21 protein-coding genes are annotated in these 20265 nt (G+C 67.8%); 7 read left to right on the top strand and 14 right to left on the bottom strand.

Annotated elements, in window-relative coordinates; genetic code table 11:
• Positions 1 to 20 precede the first annotated feature (20 nt).
• From AC1DE3_RS11760 to dapD, 4 genes are all read left to right on the top strand, one after another.
• The gene (locus AC1DE3_RS11760) at positions 21 to 800 is read left to right on the top strand and encodes a VOC family protein (protein WP_441509462.1); all 780 of its coding nucleotides are present in this window, start codon (positions 21 to 23) and stop codon (positions 798 to 800) included.
• 155 nt (positions 801 to 955) lie between these two features.
• Complete coding sequence (locus tag AC1DE3_RS11755; RefSeq protein WP_441509461.1) at positions 956 to 1222, top strand: hypothetical protein; 267 nt, start codon at positions 956 to 958, stop codon at positions 1220 to 1222.
• Positions 1223 to 1581: 359 nt separating this feature from the next.
• Positions 1582 to 2343 (top strand): precorrin-6A synthase (deacetylating), encoded by a 762-nt coding sequence (gene cobF, locus AC1DE3_RS11750; RefSeq protein ID WP_441509460.1) that lies wholly within the window; start codon positions 1582 to 1584, stop codon positions 2341 to 2343.
• 57 nt (positions 2344 to 2400) lie between these two features.
• Positions 2401 to 3243: a 2,3,4,5-tetrahydropyridine-2,6-dicarboxylate N-succinyltransferase gene (dapD, locus tag AC1DE3_RS11745; protein WP_441509459.1), complete on the top strand. Its 843-nt coding sequence runs from the start codon at positions 2401 to 2403 to the stop codon at positions 3241 to 3243.
• A 108-nt stretch (positions 3244 to 3351) separates the two neighbouring features.
• Here the strand turns inward: dapD and AC1DE3_RS11740 are convergent, their stop codons facing one another.
• Together AC1DE3_RS11740 and AC1DE3_RS11735 are read right to left on the bottom strand one after the other, a co-directional pair.
• Positions 3352 to 3915, bottom strand: a complete 564-nt coding sequence (locus AC1DE3_RS11740; RefSeq protein ID WP_441509458.1) for a DUF1269 domain-containing protein — start codon at positions 3913 to 3915, stop codon at positions 3352 to 3354.
• A 137-nt stretch (positions 3916 to 4052) separates the two neighbouring features.
• Positions 4053 to 5546: an MDR family MFS transporter gene (locus AC1DE3_RS11735; RefSeq protein WP_441509457.1), complete on the bottom strand. Its 1494-nt coding sequence runs from the start codon at positions 5544 to 5546 to the stop codon at positions 4053 to 4055.
• A gap of 401 nt (positions 5547 to 5947) precedes the next feature.
• Here AC1DE3_RS11735 and AC1DE3_RS11730 point away from each other — a divergent pair, with 401 nt between their 5' ends.
• Positions 5948 to 6478: a hydrolase gene (locus tag AC1DE3_RS11730; RefSeq protein WP_476779769.1), complete on the top strand. Its 531-nt coding sequence runs from the start codon at positions 5948 to 5950 to the stop codon at positions 6476 to 6478.
• Between the two features lie 15 nt (positions 6479 to 6493).
• Here the strand turns inward: AC1DE3_RS11730 and AC1DE3_RS11725 are convergent, their stop codons facing one another.
• The 5 genes from AC1DE3_RS11725 to AC1DE3_RS11705 form a co-directional block, all read right to left on the bottom strand.
• A complete protein-coding gene (locus AC1DE3_RS11725) occupies positions 6494 to 7483 on the bottom strand; it encodes a branched-chain amino acid ABC transporter permease (protein ID WP_441509455.1) in 990 nt (329 codons plus the stop codon).
• Between the two features lie 20 nt (positions 7484 to 7503).
• Positions 7504 to 8391: a branched-chain amino acid ABC transporter permease gene (locus tag AC1DE3_RS11720; RefSeq protein WP_441509454.1), complete on the bottom strand. Its 888-nt coding sequence runs from the start codon at positions 8389 to 8391 to the stop codon at positions 7504 to 7506.
• 121 nt (positions 8392 to 8512) lie between these two features.
• Positions 8513 to 9718, bottom strand: a complete 1206-nt coding sequence (locus tag AC1DE3_RS11715) for an ABC transporter substrate-binding protein (protein ID WP_441509453.1) — start codon at positions 9716 to 9718, stop codon at positions 8513 to 8515.
• A gap of 77 nt (positions 9719 to 9795) precedes the next feature.
• The gene (locus AC1DE3_RS11710) at positions 9796 to 10542 is read right to left on the bottom strand and encodes an ABC transporter ATP-binding protein (RefSeq protein ID WP_441509452.1); all 747 of its coding nucleotides are present in this window, start codon (positions 10540 to 10542) and stop codon (positions 9796 to 9798) included.
• Positions 10529 to 11296, bottom strand: coding sequence for an ABC transporter ATP-binding protein (locus tag AC1DE3_RS11705; protein ID WP_441509451.1), 768 nt, complete (start codon positions 11294 to 11296; stop codon positions 10529 to 10531). The genes AC1DE3_RS11710 and AC1DE3_RS11705 overlap by 14 nt, the downstream gene beginning before the upstream one ends.
• Before the next feature lie 407 nt (positions 11297 to 11703).
• Between AC1DE3_RS11705 and AC1DE3_RS11700 the strand changes: the two genes are divergently transcribed.
• The gene (locus AC1DE3_RS11700) at positions 11704 to 13350 is read left to right on the top strand and encodes a caspase family protein (protein ID WP_441509450.1); all 1647 of its coding nucleotides are present in this window, start codon (positions 11704 to 11706) and stop codon (positions 13348 to 13350) included.
• A gap of 145 nt (positions 13351 to 13495) precedes the next feature.
• Here the strand turns inward: AC1DE3_RS11700 and bluB are convergent, their stop codons facing one another.
• From bluB to cbiE, 5 genes are all read right to left on the bottom strand, one after another.
• A complete protein-coding gene (gene bluB, locus AC1DE3_RS11695) occupies positions 13496 to 14107 on the bottom strand; it encodes a 5,6-dimethylbenzimidazole synthase (RefSeq protein ID WP_441509449.1) in 612 nt (203 codons plus the stop codon).
• Positions 14104 to 15432 carry a cobyrinate a,c-diamide synthase gene (locus tag AC1DE3_RS11690; RefSeq protein ID WP_476852397.1) on the bottom strand — a complete coding sequence of 443 codons (1329 nt, stop codon included), beginning with the start codon at positions 15430 to 15432 and terminating at the stop codon, positions 14104 to 14106. Before AC1DE3_RS11690 ends, bluB begins: the two co-directional genes overlap by 4 nt.
• The gene (gene cobM, locus AC1DE3_RS11685; RefSeq protein ID WP_441509447.1) at positions 15429 to 16193 is read right to left on the bottom strand and encodes a precorrin-4 C(11)-methyltransferase; all 765 of its coding nucleotides are present in this window, start codon (positions 16191 to 16193) and stop codon (positions 15429 to 15431) included. The genes AC1DE3_RS11690 and cobM overlap by 4 nt, the downstream gene beginning before the upstream one ends.
• A 196-nt stretch (positions 16194 to 16389) precedes the next feature.
• The gene (locus AC1DE3_RS11680; protein ID WP_441509446.1) at positions 16390 to 16782 is read right to left on the bottom strand and encodes a cobalamin biosynthesis protein; all 393 of its coding nucleotides are present in this window, start codon (positions 16780 to 16782) and stop codon (positions 16390 to 16392) included.
• Complete coding sequence (gene cbiE, locus AC1DE3_RS11675) at positions 16779 to 18029, bottom strand: precorrin-6y C5,15-methyltransferase (decarboxylating) subunit CbiE (protein WP_441509445.1); 1251 nt, start codon at positions 18027 to 18029, stop codon at positions 16779 to 16781. The genes AC1DE3_RS11680 and cbiE overlap by 4 nt, the downstream gene beginning before the upstream one ends.
• Between cbiE and AC1DE3_RS11670 the strand changes: the two genes are divergently transcribed.
• Positions 18028 to 18792 carry a cobalt-precorrin-6A reductase gene (locus AC1DE3_RS11670; RefSeq protein ID WP_441509444.1) on the top strand — a complete coding sequence of 255 codons (765 nt, stop codon included), beginning with the start codon at positions 18028 to 18030 and terminating at the stop codon, positions 18790 to 18792. The two genes, cbiE and AC1DE3_RS11670, sit on opposite strands and share 2 nt — an antisense overlap.
• Here the strand turns inward: AC1DE3_RS11670 and cobJ are convergent.
• Positions 18735 to 19526: a precorrin-3B C(17)-methyltransferase gene (gene cobJ, locus AC1DE3_RS11665; RefSeq protein ID WP_441509443.1), complete on the bottom strand. Its 792-nt coding sequence runs from the start codon at positions 19524 to 19526 to the stop codon at positions 18735 to 18737. The two genes, AC1DE3_RS11670 and cobJ, sit on opposite strands and share 58 nt — an antisense overlap.
• Complete coding sequence (locus AC1DE3_RS11660; RefSeq protein ID WP_441509442.1) at positions 19523 to 20263, bottom strand: precorrin-2 C(20)-methyltransferase; 741 nt, start codon at positions 20261 to 20263, stop codon at positions 19523 to 19525. Before AC1DE3_RS11660 ends, cobJ begins: the two co-directional genes overlap by 4 nt.
• Positions 20264 to 20265 lie beyond the last annotated feature (2 nt).

Here is a 20265-nt window from a genome sequence, read left to right as displayed (position 1 = left end):
CGCATCGCAGGACGACAGCCATGCCGCTTTCGATCGACCATATCGTCATCGCCGTCGCCGATCTCGATGCGGCCATGCGGGACTACGCCGCCCTCGGCTTCACCGTGCTGCCGGGCGGCGAGCATCCGCGGGGCTCGCGCAATGCGCTCGTCGTGTTCGAGGACGGCGCCTATCTCGAGATCATCGCCTTTCCGCGGCCGGTGCCGGGTTTCCGCTGGTGGCAGGTGCTCGATAGCGCCGGGCCCGGCCTCGTCGACTATGCCGTTCTGCCGGATGATTTCGAGGCTGATCTCGCCCGCGCCCGCGCCACCGGCATCGTCATGGACGGCCCGATCGAGGGCGGCCGGCTCCAGCCGGACGGCACGCGCCTCGCCTGGCGCTCGGCACGCCCGCCCGAGCCGGACATTCCCTTCCTCGTCACCGACGTCACCCCGCGCGATCTGCGCGTCCCGACCGGTGCGGCACGTCGTCACCCGAACGGCGTCACCGGGGTCGCCGGCGTCACGGTTGCCGTTCAGGACCTCGCGGGTTCGACGGCGCGCTATCGTGCTCTGCTCGGCCGCGAGCCGGTCGCAACCGGCAGCGTTCCCGGACTCGGCTTTGGCCTCGCCCAGTTCCGCATCGAGCGACAGACCCTCTCGCTGGTGGAGCCGCGTGCGGCGGCCGCAGCCGCCCCGGCGGCGCATCTCATCGCCCGTGGCCAGGGCGCCTATGCGATTTCCTTCTATGGTCCGGACGACGCGGTGCTCGACGTCGATCCGGCCCATGGCGCCCGGCTGGAGATCGTCCGCGAGCCCTGAGCCGGCGGCGTCATTTTCCGGTCACGCTTGCGGGCGAGAGTGGCCCGTTACCTTCGAATAGTTCTATTTACGTATTAATAACAAAGGGTTGCCTCGAATCGCCTGACTGCCTATCTCTCTGCCGCGATCAGTGAATCAACCGACGGAGGACCGGAATGGGTGGAGTCACCGAGGTCGATGTCGCGGCCGCAATCGGCCGCATCGACAAGATCATCATTCAAGAAATCGTCCGCACCGGCGCGAGCCGGCCGGAGTTGCGCCGCGCGCTCGCTCTCGCCAAGGGGCCGGGCGATCTCGCCGCCGATGCGGCACTCCCGCCGCGCATGCAGCGCCTCGTCGATCTGCTTGGCGTCACATTGCCCGAACAGGGGCCACCGAGCCGCCTCCATGCCGCCATGAAGGGCCTCGATTGTGCGGCTTGATCAGGGGAGCGCAGAATCGTTGGAAACCGCCCGGGCAGGATCCGGCAGGCGGTGCTGACGGCTTTTTGTGTGGCGCTCCGCGATACTCGGCTGCCGCCTCTCACCCTGATCGAGCTGGCGGCGCAGGCGGTCGGTTCTGTCGACAGAGAGGTGGCGGATGCTCATCGCGGCGATCAGCCATGCCCTTGCGGCTGGCGGCCGCGCCTCCAGGCGGATCTGGAGGCGCGTCAGGCGGCGCTGGCGTTAAGCGCAGCGCCAGCTCCCCAGCCGAGCCTCGCCGGCATGGCCGTGCTCGGCCGGGCCTGATCTCGCATTTCGCGCGCAGGCCATGCTAAGCCGCTGCGAACCCTCGGAGCGGCATGCGCAACATCCTCATCATCGGCATCGGGGCCGGCAATCCCGACCATATGACGGTCGAGGCGATCGAGGCGCTGAACCGCGCCGATGTCCTGTTCATCCCCGACAAGGGTGAGGAGAAGGCGGCGCTGCGGGCCCTGCGCGAAGGCATCTGCACGCGCTTCATCCGCAAGCCGGGCTACCGCACGGTTCCCGTGGACATCCCGCGCCGGGTCGAGGCCGGCAGCGACTATCATGGCGTAGTCGACGATTGGCATGAGCGCATCGCTACGCGCTACCGCGCGTTGTTCGAGGCCGAGTTGGCCGAGGGGCAGACCGGCGCGCTGCTGGTCTGGGGCGACCCCGCGCTCTACGACAGTACATTGCGCATCATGGACCGCGTCGCCGCCTCCGGCCTCGCCATTGACTGGCAGGTCTATCCCGGCATCAGCAGCGTCCAGGTGCTGGCTGCGCGCCACCGCATTCCCCTCAACACGATCGGCGCGCCGATCCTGATCACCACCGGGCGCCGGCTGGCGGCAGGCTTCCCGGCCGACCAGGACAGCGTCGTCGTCATGCTCGACGGTGAGCAGACCTTCACGAAGATCGATCCGTCTGAACTCGATATCTACTGGGGCGCTTATCTCGGCACGCCCGACGAGATCCTGCGTGCCGGGCCGCTCGCCGAGCTCTCGGCCGAGATCACCAGCGTCAGGGCTGCGGCCCGTGCCCGCCACGGCTGGATCATGGATACCTATCTGCTGCGCCGGCGCTCTGCGGCTTGACGCAGCGCCCCTCATCCGCCATCGCTCCCGCGACCTTCCAAGCGCCGGAGCTGCCCGATGTCCCTCGCCGATCTCGCCGCCACCATCGACGCCGCCTGGGAGAACCGGGCCGAGATCGGCGTTTCGACCAAGGGCGCCGTGCGTGACGCTGTCGAGCAGGCGATCGAGATGCTCGATGCCGGCCAGGCTCGTGTCGCCGAGAAGCAGGGTGCCGACTGGGTCGTGCATCAATGGCTGAAGAAGGCGGTGCTGCTCTCCTTCCGCCTCACCGACAACGTGATCATGGCCAACGGCCCGGGTGAGGGCGTGTTCTGGGACAAGGTGCCGTCGAAGTTCGAGGGCTGGGGCGAGAACCGCTTCCGCGCCGCCGGCTTCCGCGTCGTGCCGCCGGCCGCCGCGCGCAAGGGCTCCTTCATCGCGTCGGGCGTCGTGCTGATGCCGTCCTTCGTCAACATCGGCGCCTATGTCGATAGCGGCACCATGGTCGATACCTGGGCGACGGTCGGCTCCTGCGCCCAGATCGGCAAGAACGTGCATCTTTCGGGCGGCGTCGGCATCGGCGGCGTGCTCGAGCCGCTGCAGGCCAACCCAACCATCATCGAGGACAACTGCTTCATCGGCGCCCGCTCCGAGGTCGTCGAGGGCGTGATCGTCGGCGAGGGCTCCGTGCTCTCGATGGGCGTCTTCATCTCGGCCTCGACCAAGATCGTCGACCGCGCCACCGGCCAGGTCCATATCGGCAAGGTGCCCCCCTATTCGGTGGTGGTGCCGGGTTCGCTGCCGGGCAGGCCCTTCCCGGACGGCACGCCGGGTCCGGCGCTCTCCTGCGCCGTCATCGTCAAGACGGTCGATGCCCAGACCCGTTCCAAGACCGGCATCAACGAGTTGCTCAGGGACTGAGGCGTCGGTCGCGACGCGTCATGCTCGGACCTGACCCGAGCATCTCCTCAACGCGATTCTCGGGCCTCAGCTCCGCTTCGCCCGAGAATGACGGAAAGCCGGGATACCTCACCCCACCGGCGAGGGCGCGCCGGTTCCCTGCGGATAGGGTTCGGGCGGCGAGTCCGCGGCCGGCGGGGTCGCCGTATGGGCGTCGGCCAGTGCGTCGCGCAGCTTCTGCTCCTGCGTGCGGTCGAGCGAGGTCTTGAGCACGGTGCCGCCCGTGCCGCGGATCGCCTCCAGCACCTTGTCGCCTGTCACCTTCTTGACCAGCACGAAGAGCGCGGCATTGCCGGGCCGCAGGCTGCTCGACAGATCCTTCATGAACTTGTCGTCGACGCCGTAATCGGTCAGGGCGCCGCCGAGCGCGCCGGAAGCCGCGCCGAGCGCCGCGCCGAAGATCGGCATCAGGAAGATCGCGCCGATCAGGAGCCCCCAGAACGAGCCCGAGAGCGCGCCCATCGCCGTGGTGTTGAGCAACTGGTTCAGCTTCACCTTGCCGTCTTCATGCATCACCGCGATGGCGGCATCCCCGATCTCGATCAGATATTCCTTCTGCAGGCCGATGAGCTTCTGGCGCATCTCTTCGGCGCGGGCCTCGGTCGGATACACGATGACGACGAGATCGGACATGGCGTGAACCTCTTGCTGCGAATGGTGGCATGCTGGCCCGTGCAGGTGACAAGCACAAGGCAACGCGCAGCATCGCTGTCGGTTCCGCCAGGGATCGTTTTCAGCTCAGGTTGTTTCAACCTGATCCGATACTGGCCCTACTCGCCGCCGACCACCTCGGCCGCTTCGATCGCCCGGCCGCGCAGGGGGAGTTGTTTCATGCGTGCGAGCGAGATCAGGGCGCAGCCGAAGCCGAGGCTCGCTGCGCCGAAGACATAGCGGAACAGCGTCACCATCGTCTCGCGATCGACCGTGCCGAGCTTCAGCGCCTCGGGCGAGAGCTGCGCGGAGGGGCCACCGACGCCGCCGAGCACGATCGCGCCGAAGATCGCGACGATGAGCGCGCCGCCGATCTGGCGGAAGAAGTTGGCCACTGCGGTTGCCGTGCCGAGCTGATGCGAGTTCACGGCATTCTGGATCGAGACGGTCGCGACCGGCAGCAGGGTGCCGAAGCCGATGCTGACGACGGCGAGGATCACGGAGAAAGCCGACAGCGGAAGCTGCCCCGAGAAGGCGGACAGCCCGGCCGTGCCGACAAGCGCGACGAAGAGCCCGGCCAGCGGCACGCGCTTGTAATTCGTCAGATGCGACATCGCGCGGCCGGAGCTCAACGCGCCGACCACCGTCCCGCAGGTGAGCGGCAGGAGGCCGAGGCCGGAATGCGTGGCGCTCATCCCCATCACCGTCTCGAAATAGAGCGGCAGATAGATCGTCAGGCCGATGAAGGTGCCCATGCCGAAACCGGCTGCGACGGTGCCGCGCCGCACGACGCGGTTGCCGAGCAGGTCGAGCGGAATCAGCGGCTCGGCGGCCGTCCGCAGGCGCCAGGCGAAGAGCGCCCAAAGCACCAGGGATATGCCGACCAGCCCGGCGATCGGCAGGGAGCGCCAGGGATAGGCGGTGCCGCCCCAGGACAGGGCGAGCAGCAGCGATACGGTTCCCAGCGTCATCAGCAAGGCGCCGAGCACGTCGAGCTTGTGGGGGCGCTCATGGCGCGGGAGGCGCTTCAGCGCCGAGCTCGTCATCCAATAGGCCACGAAGCCGAGCGGGACGTTGATCCAGAAGATCACCGACCAGTTCAACTGCTCCGCGAGCACGCCGCCGAGGACCGGGCCGAGGAGGGAGGACGACATGAAGACGCTGGCGAAATAGACCTGATAGCGTCCGCGCTCCTTGGGCGGCACCATGTCGCCGACGATGGTCTGGGCAAGCGCGATCAAACCGCCGCCGCCGAGCCCCTGGATGAAGCGCGCCAGCACCAGCAGCCAGAGCGACGGTGCGAGCGCGCAGGCGATCGACCCGATCACGAAAACGACGATGCCGGAGAGCAGGACCACCCGCCGCCCATGGATATCGGCGAGCTTGCCATAGAGCGGTGTCACGGCGGTCGAGGACAGCAGGTAGACGGTGACGACCCAGGACAGATGCGTGACGTCGTTGAGTTCGCGGCCGATCGTCGGCAGCGCGGTGGCGACGATCGTCTGGTCGAGCGCGGCCAGGAACAGCGCCAGCATGACGCCGATCAGGATCGAGCGGATATCGGCAGGTGTCAGCGATGCGGCCTGGGCCGGTGCGTCGAGCCGCTTGTCCATGGAAACCGTGTTTCAATCTGCATTTTGAGAATGACGGAAATTAGTGCTGGCGTGAGCCATGCGCCAGCCGCGTGTTGTCGGGGCCGCTCTGCGATGGGGGCGGAGCGGCTGCGATCTTCTTTAGGCTAGCTGGCGCAATGCAGCGCGCAGCGCCTCGGTCAGTCCCCAGGCAATGCCGCCTCGACGGCGGCGTGGCTGCTCTGCCAGATCGGGAGAGCGGCGGCGAGCACCAGCAGCGTGGTCGCGAAGGGAACGCTCGCATCCTCGTTCATGTCGATGGCATGTGGGGCGCGCCGGAGCGAGTCAAGCGGCACCCGCGGCGGGTGACCGGCCGGGTTGACGCTGAGGGTGCCGAGGCGCGCTATGGTAGGTAAACCGGAAACGGCGAAAGGAGGTTCGCGATGCCGCTGCTGGCCGCCGAGAATGTGATGCTGGTCGTCATCGATTTCCAGACGCGGTTGATGCCGGCGATCCATGACGGCGATAAGGTGCTGCTCAATGCAGGCCGTCTCGCCGAGGCGGCGCGCCTGCTCGATATCCCCGCGGTTCTGACGGAGCAGAATCCGCGCGGCCTGGGCACGACGGTGCCGGAACTGGCCGGGGCTGGTCCGGTCGTCACCAAGATGAGTTTCGACGCTTGCGCGGAACCCGCCTTCCTCGATGCCGTCGCAGGAGATCATGAGCTGGTTATCTGCGGCTGCGAGGCGCATGTCTGCGTCGGCCAGACCGTGCTCAGCCTGCTCGATCGCCGCCGGCGGGTGGTCGTCGCCGCGGACGCGATCGGCTCGCGCGTCCCGGAGTCGCGCGCGATTGCGCTGAACCGCATGGCGAGCCATGGCGCCGAGATCGTCACCACCGAGATGGTGCTGTTCGAATGGCTGCGGACGGCGGACCATCCGCAGTTCCGGCCGGTCTTGAAGCTGATCCGGTGACGGCCCCGTCTCGGCTCAGAGCGGCTTCTTGATCGCCTTGGCGATGACGCCGACGATGCCCTCGCGGAAAAGCAGCACGCAGACCACGAAGACCACACCTTGGACGACGGTGACCCAGGCGCCGAGCGTGGCGAGGTAGTTCTGCATGGCGACGATGACGAGCGCGCCGACGATCGGGCCGAACACGGTGCCCAAGCCCCCGACCAGCGTCATCAGCACGACCTCGCCCGACATCGACCAGTAGACGTCGGTCAGCGACGCCAGCTGGAATACGATCGCCTTGGTTGCGCCCGCGAGTCCCGCGAGCGTCGCCGAGAGCACGAAGACCGCCAGCTTGTATTGGTTGGCGCGATAGCCGAGCGAGATGGCGCGGGGCTCGTTGTCGCGGATCGCCTTGCAGACCTGGCCAAAGGGCGAGTGGATGATGCGGTAGATCAGCAAGAGGCCGATCATGAAGATCGCCGCCACCAGCCAATAGAGCACGCGGTCGTCGGCGAGGCTGATCAGGCCGAGGAACTTACCGCGCGGCACCGCCTGGATGCCGTCCTCGCCGCCGGTGAAGCGTGGCGCCTGCAGCGAGAAGAAGAACACCATCTGGGCGAGCGCCAGCGTGATCATGGCGAAATAGATGCCCTGGCGGCGGATGGCGAGCGCGCCGAAGACGGTGCCAAGCACGGCGGCGATTGCCGTGCCGAGCAGGATCGCGAGCTCCGGCGTCAGGCCCCAGTTCTTGGCGGTGTAGGCGCTGACATAGCTCGCCATGCCGAAATAGGCGGCATGGCCGAAGGAAAGGAGCCCGCCATACCCAAGGAGAAGGTTGAAGGCGAGTGCGAACAGCGCGAAGCACAAAACCTTCATCACGAAGACGGGATAGGCGACGAAGGGCGCGACCACGAGCACCGCGGCGATGGCGATGAACAGGTTGCGGTGCAGGCGCGCCGTGCTGTCGTCGGTCTCGGTGACGACGGCGGCAGCCGGGGTGTCGCTCGAGGCAAGGTCGGTCATGAGATTGTCCCTCGCTCGCGTCAGGCCTGACGGCCGAACAGGCCGGCGGGCTTCACCAGCAGCACCAGCACCATGATGATGAAGATCACGGTCGCGGCCGCTTCCGGGTAGAACACCTTGGTCAGGCCCTCGATCACCCCAAGCGAGAAGCCGGTGACGATGGCACCCATGATCGAGCCCATGCCGCCGATGACGACGACAGCGAAGACGACGATGATCAGGTCTCCGCCCATGTTGGGATTGACCGAATAGATCGGCGCTGCAAGCACGCCGGCGAAGGCCGCGAGCGCAACGCCGAAGCCATAGGTCAGGGTCACCAGGAGCGGCACATTGATGCCGAACGCCTGGGTCAGGGTCGGGTTCTCGGTTGCGGCGCGCAAGTAGGCGCCGAGTTTGGTCTTCTCGATCAGGAACCATGTGCCGAGGCAGACGACGAGAGATGCGACGATCACCCAGCCGCGATAGTTCGGCAGGAACATGAAGCCGAGATTCTGGCCGCCGGCGAGCTGCGGCGGAATGGCATAGGGCAGGCCTGAGGAGCCGTAATAGTTGCGGAACACGCCCTGGATGATCAACGCCAGCCCGAAGGTCAGCAGCAGCCCGTAGAGATGGTCGAGATGGGCGATGCGCTTGAGCAGCAGCCGCTCGATCGCGATACCGGTCGCACCGACGATGATCGGCGCCAGCAGCAGCGCTGCCCAGTAGTTGATGCCGAGATAGTTCAGGCACATCCAGGCGACGAAGGCGCCCATCATGTACTGGGCGCCATGGGTGAAGTTGATGATGTTCAGGAGCCCGAAGATCACCGCCAGCCCGAGGCTGAGGATCGCGTAGAACGAGCCGTTGATCAGGCCGAGAAGAACCTGGCCGAACAGCGCCTGGGGCGGGACTCCAAGAAGTTCGAACATGCGGGGCTCAGATCATCTGGATGTCTTCATGGAACCTCGTCCGTCATTCCGGGCGCAGCGAAGCGCAGGCCCGGAATGACGTCGGAGGGTTCGAAGCCCGGCCGAGCCGGGCTTCAGTGGCTCACTTCTTGACGAGCGGGCACTCGCTCTCGGAAAGCGGCTGGAAGGCCTGCTCGCCCGGCAGCACGGCGATCTGCTTATAGTAGTCCCACGGGCCCTTCGACTCGGAGGGCTTCTTGACCTCGTAGAGATACATGTCGTGCACCTTGCGGCCGTTGATGCGGATGGTGCCCTTGCCGAAGAGCGGGTCGTCCGTCGGCATTTCCTTCATCTTGGCCATGACCGTGGCGCTGTCCTTGCTCTTCGTGGCCTCGACCGCCTTGAGGTAGTGCAGCATGCCGGAATAGACGCCCGCATGGACCATGGTCGGCTTCTTGCCACCGTTGAGCTTGGCGAAGCGCTCCGACCAGGCGCGGGTCTGATCGTCGTGATCCCAGTAGAAGGCTTCCGTCAGGACCAGGCCTTGCGCCGCCTGCAGGCCGAGCGCGTTGACGTCGCTGATGAAGGTGAGCAGGCCGGCGAGCTTCTGGCCGCCCTGGGTGATGCCGAACTCACTCGCCTGCTTGACCGAGTTGATCGTGTCGCCGCCCGCGTTCGCCAGCCCGATGACCTTGGCCTTGGAGGCCTGCGCCTGGAGCAGGAAGGACGAGAAGTCGGTGCCCGGGAACGGCGTCTTCACCGAACCCACGACCTTGCCGCCGGCCTTGGTGATCACGGCCGTGGCGTCGCGCTCCAGCGCATGGCCGAAGGCGTAGTCCGCGGTCAGGAAGAACCAGGTGTCGCCGCCGGCCTTCACCATGGCGCCGCCGGTGCCCTGCGCCAACGCGTAGGTGTCGTAGGTCCAGTGGACGGTGTTGGGGCTGCAGGCCTTGCCGGTCAGGTCCGACGAGCCGGCGCCCGAGTTGATGTGGATCTTGTTTTTCTCCTTGGTGATCTGGCTGACCGCCAGCGCAACCGAGGAGGTCGGCACGTCGAGGATCAGGTCGACGCCGTCCTGATCATACCATTGCCGGGCGATGGTCGAGCCGACGTCCGGCTTGTTCTGGTGGTCGGCCGAGACGATCTCGACCTTGATGCCCTTATCGGCGGCCTTGAAGTCCTCGACCGCCATGCGCGCGGCGATGACCGAGCCTTCGCCCGAGAGGTCGGCATAGAGGCCCGAGCGGTCGTTCAGCACGCCGGCTTTGACCGAAATCTGCTGGGCCAGTGCCGGGCTGGCCATCAGGGCGGCGAGCGCGGTCGTTGCAAGAATCGTCTTCAGTTTCATCGTCGTTCTCCCTGGTGTGGTTGTCGGCATTTCGCCGTGTTCTTGGCCGCGCGATGCCGGCATCCGGGCGAAGCCCGTCAAACTCCGAGATAGCGGTGCAGCTTCTCGATATTGGCGTCGAGCTCGGCGTTCGGGATCATGTCGATAACCTTGCCCTGCTCGACGACATAGTGTCGGTCCGCCACGGTCTGGGCGAAGCGGAAGTTCTGTTCCACCAGGATGATGGTGAAGCCTTCCTGCTTCAGTTTTGCGATGGTGCGGCCGATCTGCTCGATGATCACCGGCGCGAGGCCCTCGGTGGGTTCGTCGAGGAGGAGCAGATGCGCGCCGGTCCGCAGGATGCGGCCGATCGCCAGCATCTGCTGCTCGCCGCCGGAGAGCTTCGTGCCCTGGCTCTTCAGCCGCTCCTTGATGTTGGGAAAGAGCGTGAAGATGGCGTCGAGGGAAAGCCCTCCCGGCCTGACCTGCGGCGGCAGCATCAGGTTCTCCTCGACCGAGAGCGAGGCGTAGATGCCGCGCTCCTCGGGCACGAAGCCGATGCCGAGCCGGGCGATGGCGCGCGAGGGCAGGCCGATCGTCTCCTTGCCCTCCAGCACGACCGAGCCCCTGCGCTTGCCGATCACGCCCATGATCGACTTCAGCGTCGTGGTCTTGCCGGCGCCGTTCCTGCCCAGCAGAGTCACGACCTCGCCGGGCGCGACGTCGAGATCGATGCCGTGCAGTACATGCGATTCCCCGTACCAGGCCTCGAGCCCGCGCACCTTCAGCAGCGGAGCGTTGCCGGCCGCCGTCGCAGGGGCCTTCGCGGCTTCAGTGGTGGCCATGTCCGCCTCCCGAGCCGATATAGGCCTCGACCACGCGGGGGTCCTTCGAGACGGTGGCGTAGTCGCCCTCGGCCAGCACCTGCCCACGCGCCAGCACGGTGATGCGGTCCGACAGCGAGGCGACAACCGAGAGGTTGTGCTCGACCATCAGGATGGTGCGGTTCTTCGAGACCTTGCGAATCAGGGCCTCGATGCGCTCGACATCCTCGCGGCCCATGCCGGCCATGGGCTCGTCGAGCAGCAGCATCTCCGGATCGAGCGCCAGCGTCGTCGCGATCTCGAGTGCGCGCTTGCGGCCGTAGGAGAGCTCGCCCGCCGTCAGGGAGAGGAAGGGCGTGAGACCGACCGCGTCGACGAGGCTCCTCGCCTCATCGTCCAGGCTCCTCAGCGTGCGCTCCGAACGCCAGAAATCGAAGGAATCGCCGCGCTTGCGCTGCAGGGCGATGCGGACATTTGTCAGCACCGAGAGCTGCGGGAACACGGCCGAGATCTGGAACGACCGCACCAGCCCGAGCCGTGCGATCTCCGCTGGCTTCTCGCGCGTGATGTCGCGGCCGTTATACATGATCGTGCCGCGCGTCGGAGGGAGGAACTTGGTCAGCAGGTTGAAGCAGGTCGTCTTGCCGGCTCCGTTGGGGCCGATCAAAGCGTGAATCGAGCCCCGCCGGACATTGAGGTCCACGCCGTTCACAGCTGTAAAGCCGGCAAATTCTTTGGTTAGACCTGACGTCGAAAGAATATTGTCCTCAGGCATGCCGGTTGCCAGCCCTCATCAGCTTAATCATTCTTGCTTGTGCGGTTCCCCTTGCATGGCATGCTGCACCGCGCCGCGAACATAAGTCAACGATCCCGGGGCCGGAAGCGGCGCGCGGAAGGGACATCTCATCCCTTGGTCTTATTCCGCCGATCTCCTGCAAATGGAGGATGTCGCGCTCGGCCGCGTCGCGCGATGTTGCCAGCTCCGGACAATGCTCCGGAAAATCCGTTTGAACCTGCGGCAGGGGAGGCGCGACCAAGGGGTATTCTGGTTTACCGTTGGGAAATGTTGCGGTAAAAATGCCCATTGGCCTTCGTTTTCGTTGTCAGTCGACCAATCGTGTGGCCCTTGTCGGGAGCTTCGCGGCCAGAGGGTATGTGCCGCTGAATTGGGGGGAGGTTGTCGTGAACTTCGCGTCTCTGGTTTCGGTGTTCCAAGCCCGCTTGGCTTCGACCTTTGCGCTGGTGCTCTGGGCCATTGCCTTGGCTTCCCCTGGCCTTGCGGCCGCGCCGGAGCGGCGGGTCGCATTGGTGATCGGCAACAGCGCCTATACGGCGGTGCCGCCTCTCGCCAATCCGATGCGGGACGCCAAGGGCGTCTCGGCGGCGCTGAAGCGCCTCGGCTTCGAGGTTGTCGAAGGCTACGATCTCAAGATGGAGGAGATGACGGGCATGGTGCGCGAGTTCGCGCAGAAGCTCGACGGCGCCAAGGCTGGCCTCGTCTACTATGCCGGCCACGGCATCGCCATCGGCGACGAGAACTATCTCATCCCGGTCGACGCTTCGCTGCGTTCGGAGGCGGATCTCGACTTCAGGGCGGTCAACGTCCAGCTGGTCCTGCGCCAGATGCAGCGCGACGAGCGCGTCAATATCGTCATTCTCGACGCCTGCCGCGACAACCCCTTCGCGACCCAGCTCGCCGCAAAGTCCCGCTCCGTCTCCCGCGGCTTGACCGCGATCGAGACCCAGTCGGCCTCGGGCATCCTGATCGCCTTCGCCACCGATCCGCGTGCGACTGCGCTCGATGGTGAGCGTGATGGCAACAGCCCCTTCACCTCCGCGCTGCTCAAGCACATCGAGACGCCCGAGGTTTCCATCACCACGGTGATGGACCGCGTCCGCGCCGATGTATGGGAAACGACGGGCAAGAAGCAGAAGCCCTGGACGAATTCCTCGATCATCGGCGAATTCAGGCTGAACCCGACGCTGAAGCTCGCCTCGGTCGATGCTTCGGCTGCCGCGACCAAGACCATCGATGCGGCCGTGCCGGTTCCGGCCATGCCGGCTGCGCCCTCCCTCGATCGCGCCCAGCTCGACGTGAAGACCTGGGAAGTCGCCGAGCGCGGTAATTCCGCGGCCGATTACCGCGCCTATCTCGATGCCTTCCCGTCCGGTCAGTTTGCCACCTTCGCGCGCAATCGCCTCGCCAGCCTCGAAGCGGCGAAGCCCGCTGCGAGCGCCACGGAGGCGCCTCCCGGCGTCACTGACGAGGCGCTCAAGAAGGAGGTCGGCACTGTGCAGACCGAGACGGCGATGAAGCTCGAGGCGAAGGATCGCCGCGAATTGCAAGCCCGTCTGCGCGTCGCCGGCTTCCAGCCCGGCAAGGCCGCCGCAACCTTCGGGCCGAGCCAGCGCAAGGCGATTCAGGAATGGCAGAAGTCGCGCAGCATCCCGGAAACCGGCTTCCTGACGGCCATGCAGGCGACGGCGTTGCGCGCCCAGAGCGAGCTTGCCTACCAACAGCTCCTGGCCGAGGAGCAGAAGGCGGCCGCCGAAAAGAAGACGCGGAAGGCTGTCGCGGATACACCGCAAGGCAGCCGCAGCACACGCAAGGTCGCCGATGAGGGCGAGGAAATGTACCGGCGCGATCTCGCTCGCGAGCGTGGCACCGCCAGCTCGGGTACGCAGCCGCGCGGCACAACCAGCACCGGCTATCAGGGCCGCGTCCGGACGCGTGAGAGTGATACCGGGGACAGCACGGGTGCCGCGATCTTCGGCGGCATCGTCGGCGGCGCTCTGGGCGGGGTGATCGGTGGCGGATTCCGCCGCTGAGGCGCCGTCTCCCGCTTATATCATCCGGAAGGCCGGCCCCTCGGGCCGGCTTTTTCTTTCTGTTGCAGCATGGTGGCCATGGCCTTGCGCGGCCTCGTCGTGCGGCTGCGGCAGGGCGGCGTCTGATGGGGAAGTGCCTGAGCCCTCAGCCCTGTTCCCAGCCGGCTCTGACCAGATCCGGCACGTCGCAATCCTGTTCGGGCCAGCCCACGCAGAGATAGGCGATCAGCTTCCAGTCGGGCGGTGCGTCGAGAGCTGCGGTGATCTCGGCGGGCTCGAGGATCGAGACCCAGCCGACGCCGAGACCGTGAATGCGGGCTGCCAGCCAGAACTGCGTGATGGCCGCGACGACCGAGTAGTCGAGCATCTCCGGCATGGTCCGACGGCCGAGGCCATGGCCGCGCTCGGTGCCATGGTCGCAGAACACGGCGAGTTGCACCGGAGCCTCGCGCAGACCTTCGAGCTTGAGGCGCGCATAGAGCGCGGCGCGCTCGCCCTCATAGGACGCCAGAGCCTCGACATTGCAGCGGCTGAAGCTGGCCTGTGCAGCTTCGCGCTGAGCCGGCTCCTCGACGGCGAGCCAGCGCCAGGGTTGCGAATGCCCGACGGAGGGCGAGAGCTGCGTCTGGGCGATGAGACGTTCGATGAGATCGGCGGGGACCGGATCGCGCCGGAACCGTCGGACATCGCGCCGCCAGCGCAGCAATTCCTCGAATTGCCCGGCGAAGGTCTCGTCGAAGGCCGGAGCCCGGCTCATCTTGCTTCCGCCGCCGCGATGGCATGGAAGAACGAACCTGTCACCAGCCTGCGCCGGCTTCCGGCCGGGGCAGGAGCCGAGCCATGCGGGTCCGTCACCACAGCGAATGGCGGATCCTCTCCCTGAGCGGCGATGCTGGCATAGTGGAACTCGTGCCCGGTCAGCGCGGAACCCGCCGGCCCGAGCGGTCCGTCCGCTTCCAGGATGGCGCGGCGATAGCCCAGATTCATCTTGCGCTTGGCGAAGGAGGTCTCGACCGAGAGCAGCCCGGCCATGGCATGAGCGACGCCGTCGGTATCGATCAAGCTGCGCCCGAGAACCATGTAGCCTCCGCACTCGCCATGCACGGGCCGGGTCTCGGCGAAGCTGCGCAGGCCGCCGAGGAAACCGCTTGCTGCCGCTATCGTGCCGGCATGGAGCTCGGGATAGCCCCCCGGCAGCCAGCAGGCGTCGCAATCCTCCGGCGGGGCCTCGTCCGCGAGCGGCGAGAAGGGCACGAGTTCGGCGCCCAGCGCACGCCATCCGGCCTCGACATGCGGATAGACGAACGAGAACGCGGCGTCGCGGGCGATTGCGATCCGCCGTCCCGGTGCGGGCAGCGGCGGGGTATCGCCATCGGCTGCGGCCATGGGAACGGTGTCGCCGGCTGCCGCTGCGATTGCATCGAGATCGACAGCAGCCGCGACGGCGTCGGCCAGCGCGTCGAGCCGGGCATGCAGGTCGGCGGTCTCGCCGGCCTGCACCAGACCGAGATGGCGCTCGGGCAGGATCAGGCTCGCCTCGCGTGGCAGCGCGCCGAGCACGGAGAGGCCAATGCGCTCCATGCCCTGCCGCACCAGCCGCTCATGGCGGGCGCTCGCGACTTTGTTGAGGATGACGCCGGCAATGCGGATGCGCGGATCGTAGGCTTTGCAGCCGAGCGCGACCGCCGCCGCCGACTGCGCCTGCCCGGAGACGTCGATGACGAGCACGACCGGCCAGCCGGTCCGTGCCGCGATGTCCGCGCTGGCGCCTGTATGGCCCTCAGGACCCGGCACGGCGTCGAACAGCCCCATGGAACCTTCGGCGATGACCATGTCGGCAGCGCGCGCCGCCTCGGCCGCGATCCGCCCGAGCAGGCGGTCCGACATCGCGTAGCTGTCGAGATTGGCGCTTGGCGCCCCGGTCGCGGCGGCGTGGAAGGCGGGGTCGATGTAATCGGGCCCGCATTTCAGTCCGCGCACGGTCAGACCGCGGCGTGCCAGCGCACGCTGCAGCCCGAGCGTGATCGTGGTCTTGCCGGAGCCGGAGCGCGGCGCGGCGATGAGCAGGCCGCGCGCGCTCACAGCCCGCCCCGCGGCCGGAAGCGGCGGTCGTAGTCGATCGAATAGAGCGCGCTTTCGCCGAAATCATCGGCTGCGAGCGCCGGCCCCACCAGGATCAGCGCGGAGCGTTCGAGTTCGCTGGCGCGGACCTTGACAGCGATGTCGGCGAGCGCCCCTTGCAGCACGGTCTCGTCCGGCCATGTCGCGCGGAACACCACCGCGACGGGGCAGTCGGCACCATAGAACGGGGTCAACTCCGCCACGACCTGCTCGATGACGTGGATCGAAAGATGGATGGCGAGGGTCGCGCCGGAGGCGGCGAAGGTCGCGAGCTTTTCCTTCGGCGGCATAGCCGAGGCGCGGCCGGACGTGCGCGTCAGCACCAGCGATTGCGCCACGCCCGGCAGGGTGAGCTCGCGCTTCAGCGCGGCGGCGGCGGCGGCGAAGGCCGGCACGCCCGGCGTCACCGTGTAGGGAATGCCTGATCGGTCGAGCCGGCGCATCTGCTCGCCACAGGCGCTCCAGATCGAGAGATCGCCGGAATGCAGCCGCGCCACGTCCTGTTCGGCGAGATGGGCGGCTTCCATCTCCGCGATGATCGCGTCGAGATCGAGCGGGGCGGTGTCGACGATGCGGGCGCCCGGCGGGCACCAGTCGAGCATAGCCGTCGGGATCAGCGATCCCGCATAGAGGCAGACCGGGCAGGCGGCGATGAGGTCGCGCCCGCGCAGCGTGATGAGATCGGGCGCGCCGGGGCCGGCACCGATGAAATGGACGGTCATAAGGGCGATGCCTTGCGGTTCTGCGCCGCCGTCATTCCGGGACGCAGCGAAGCTGCGAGCCCGGAACCCATGAGCACGTCACGGAACCAAAGAGGCGCGGGCAGCGATCGGTGCGGCAAACGCGGCAATGTCGAGTTCATGGGTTCCGGGCTCATGCCTGCGGCATGCCCCGGAATGACGGGGAGGTTCGGGTGCATCACGATACCGTCCTGGCCAGCGCGCAGGTGACGCGGCCCGTCGCGATGCGCGGCTGCACCAGCTGGCCGCCTGGGCCAGCTCCAGCCAGCGCCGCAGCCTCCGCCACCGAGCCGACGCCGTAGAGGGAAGCGATGCGGGTCGAACGCGTCGCGCAGGCGGCCTCGAAGCCCTTCAGCGCCTCGTCGGGTATGGCGACGAGCTCGGCCGCGCGGTCTGCCGCCGCGGCAATCATGCCGGCTTCCCCGACACGGCTCGCGAGCGTGGCGAAGCGCGGCGTCGCAGTGCCGCTGAGGCCGGCAATCGCCAGCGCTTCGTCCAGACAGGCCAGGATGTCGACTGCTTCCGTGCCGGGCCGGATGCCGATGCCGGCGACCAGGCGGCCGGCGCTCAAGGCTTCTCGACCCGCCATTGCGTCACCGGCATCGCCGGGCGCCAGCCATGCTTGCCGCCGACGGGGGCGAGCCGATCGATCGAGATGCGGCGCAGCGAGCCACCATGTTCGGCGTGTAGCGCCGCGAGCTTCGCTTCGCCCTCGATGGTGACGACATTGGCGACGAGCCGTCCGCCCGGCTTCAGCGCCGCCCAGGCCGCGACGAACAGGCCTTCCTCGGTCAGCCCGCCGCCGATGAAGACCGCATCCGGCGCCTCGCGCCCGACGAAGCCGGCGGGCGCCGCACCAACGACGGTCACGTCGAGGCCGCCGAGTTCGAGCTTGTTGCGCGCGATCCGCTCGGCCCGGTCGGCCCGAGCCTCGAAGGCGACAGCCCGGTTGCGGACATGGCGCTGGCACCATTCGACGGCGACCGAGCCGGAGCCCGCGCCGACGTCCCAGAGCAGCTCGCCGCCGCGCGGCGCCAGCGCCGACAGCGTGATGGCGCGGATCTCCGATTTGGTGATTTGCCCGTCATGGGCGAACCATTCCTCGTCGAGCCCGGGCGTCAGCGGCAGGATGCGCGAGTCGTGGGTCGCGGCAACCTCGACCGCGATCAGGTTGAGCGGCACGATATCATCGATGGCGAAGGCGTCGGCGCGGGCCTCGCGGATGCGCTCTTGCGGCCCGCCGAGCGATTCCATCACGACGATACGGCTCGCACCGAGGCCGCGTGCGACCATCAGCTCGGCGACGGCGCGCGGTGTGCTCTCGTCCCAGGAGAGGGCAAGGATGCGCGCATCGGGCTGGAGGTGCGGGACGATGCGGTAGAGCGTGCGGCCGTGCAGCGACACCAGCGCGCATTCCTCCTGCGGCCAGCGCATCCGCGTGCAGGCCATCGAGAAAGAGGAGAGCTGCGGGATGATCCGCATCTCCTCGGCCGGGATCGCGCGGCTCAGGCTGTTGCCGATGCCGTAATGGAACGGGTCGCTGGTCGCGAGCACGCAGACCTTGCGGCCGCGCTCCTTGAGGATCTGCGGCAGCGCGTTGCGGAAGGGTTGCGGCCAGGAGCGCAGCTCCCCCGGCACGGAGCCGACGAGCGCGATATGCCGCTCGCCGCCGAAGACGATCTCGGCCTCGTTCAACGCTGCCAGCGCTTCACGACAGAGGCCTGCGGAACCGTCCTCGCCGAGGCCGATCAGCGAGAGCCAGGGCGCCGGCGCTTCGCCGCTCGACAGAGCATCCGATTCACGCAAAACTGTCGACATGACCGTCCTCATCCTTGGCGGAACGACTGAAGCTGCTGCGCTTGACCAGCACTTGGCTGATCAGGCTCCCGATATTCGCGCCATTATCTCGCTGGCGGGGCACACCGTCGATCCCCGCCCGACCAATCTGCCGGTCCGCACTGGCGGCTTCGGCGGCGTCGAGGGCTTGAGGCGCTATCTGGTCGAGGAAGGCATCGTCGCCGTCGTCGATGCGACCCATCCCTTCGCCGCGATCATGCCCTTCCATGCCGAGCATGCCTGCAAGGCCGAAGGCGTGCCGCTTCTGGCGATCCGCCGCGAGTCCTGGAAGCCGCGCGCCGGCGACCGCTGGAAATCCGTGCAGGATATCGAGGCTGCCGCGCAGGCGTTGGGCGACGCGCCGCGGCGCGTCTTCCTCACCGTGGGGCGCTTGGAACTGCCGGCCTTCGCCGACGCTCCCCAGCATCGCTATCTCGTCCGCGCCATCGAGCCGATCGGCGATCGCCTGCCGGTGCCGCATGTCGACGTTATCCAGCAGCGCGGCCCCTTCGACGTCGACGACGAGGAAGATTTGATGCGCCGCGAGGGCGTCGAGATCCTGGTCAGCAAGAATTCGGGCGGGCCGGCGACGGTCGGCAAGCTCGTGGCGGCGCGCCGGCTCTCCCTGCCGGTGGTGATGGTGGAGCGCCCGCCCAAGCCCGATGTCGAGACCGTCGATCATATCGATCAGGTCCTGCCCTGGCTGGTGGCGCAGGGCATCTTCGCGACCGAGCGCGGCGTGTAGACGTAAGGCGCGGCGCCCTCGCGCGCGATCAGGCGCGTGCTCGACGCGCCGATCATCACCAGCGTCGCCATGTCCGCCGTGCTCGCGGCAGCAACAGCCTCCGCCAGCGTCAGCACGCGCAGGTTTTCGTCAGGGCGCCCGACGGCGCGGGCGAAGAGCACCGGCGTTCCGGCCTCGCGCTGCTTGGCCGCCAGTTCCAGCGCCTTGCCGAGCTGCCAGGGCCGGGCCTTCGAGATCGGATTGTAGAGGCAGATCACCAGATCGGCGGCGAGCACAGCGTCGAGCCGCGCCGTCACCACATCCCAGGGCTTGAGATTGTCCGAGAGCGAGATCGCGCAGAAATCCCCGCCGAGAGGAGCGCCGGCCTTCGCGGCGGCCGCCAGCATCGCGGTGATGCCGGGTTCGACCCCGATGGGAATGGCCAGCCACGCCGCGGGGCCGGCTTCCAGCGCCTCGAACACCGCCGCCGCCATGGCGAAGACGCCAGGATCCCCGCCCGAGACCACCGCGACTGTCCGGCCTTCCGCCGCCAGCCGCAGGGCGTGCGAGGCGCGCTCGACCTCGACGCGGTTGTCCGAGGCGTGCTTGGTCAATCCGGCCCGCTCGGGCACCCGGTCGACATAAGGGCCGTAGCCGACAATGTCGGTTGCGGAGTCGAGAGAGGCCTGCGCCGCTGGCGTGATCCACTCCGGCGTGCCCGGGCCCAGGCCGACGATGGTGAGCGAGCCCGTCACAGGCGCCGTCCCTCGCCGGGCACCAGCACCATGGCGAAATAGGGCGCCTCGTCATCGGCCTTGTCGGCGAGGCGCGCCACCACTTGCCGCGCCATCGTCGCCCGCTCGACATAGATCGCTCGGCCCGCCAGCCCGGCGGCCGCCAAGGCACGGCGCACCTTCGGGAGATTGCGGCCGAGCTTCATGATGACGGCGGCGTCGGTATCGGCCAGCCGTCGCGCCAGCTCCGCCTCCGGCAGCGTGCCCGGCAGCACGGTCATGACGTCGTCGCCCCAGGTGATCGGCGCCCCGGCTTCGCCCCAGGCGCCGGTCATGCCGGTGACGCCGGGCACCACCTCGGTCGGAAAGCGCTGGGAGAGCCGCCGCCACAGATGCATGAAGGAGCCGTAGAAGAACGGGTCGCCATCGCAGAGCACGGCGAGCGACCGCCCGGCCTGCATCTCCGCCGCCAGACGTTCCGCTGCCTCCTCGTAGAATGTCGCGATCGGCCCGTCATAGTCGGGCTCGCCGACATTGGCCTCGGTCGTGACGGGGAAGGCGAGTTCGATCTCGCGGGCCGGATCGGGCGCGATGATGGCGTCGGCCGTGCTGCGGGCATTGCCGCGCCGGCCGCGCTTGCAGAAATGCACGAGACGATCGGCCGAAAGGATGATCTCGCGCGCCCTGACCGTCATCAGGTCCGGGGCGCCGGGCCCGAGGCCGACGCCGTAGAGCAGGGGCCGTTGTGTCCCGCTCATCG

The organism is Allobosea sp. 10L417, from assembly GCF_056395485.1.
This window is presented reverse-complemented; position numbering and strand designations above follow the sequence as displayed.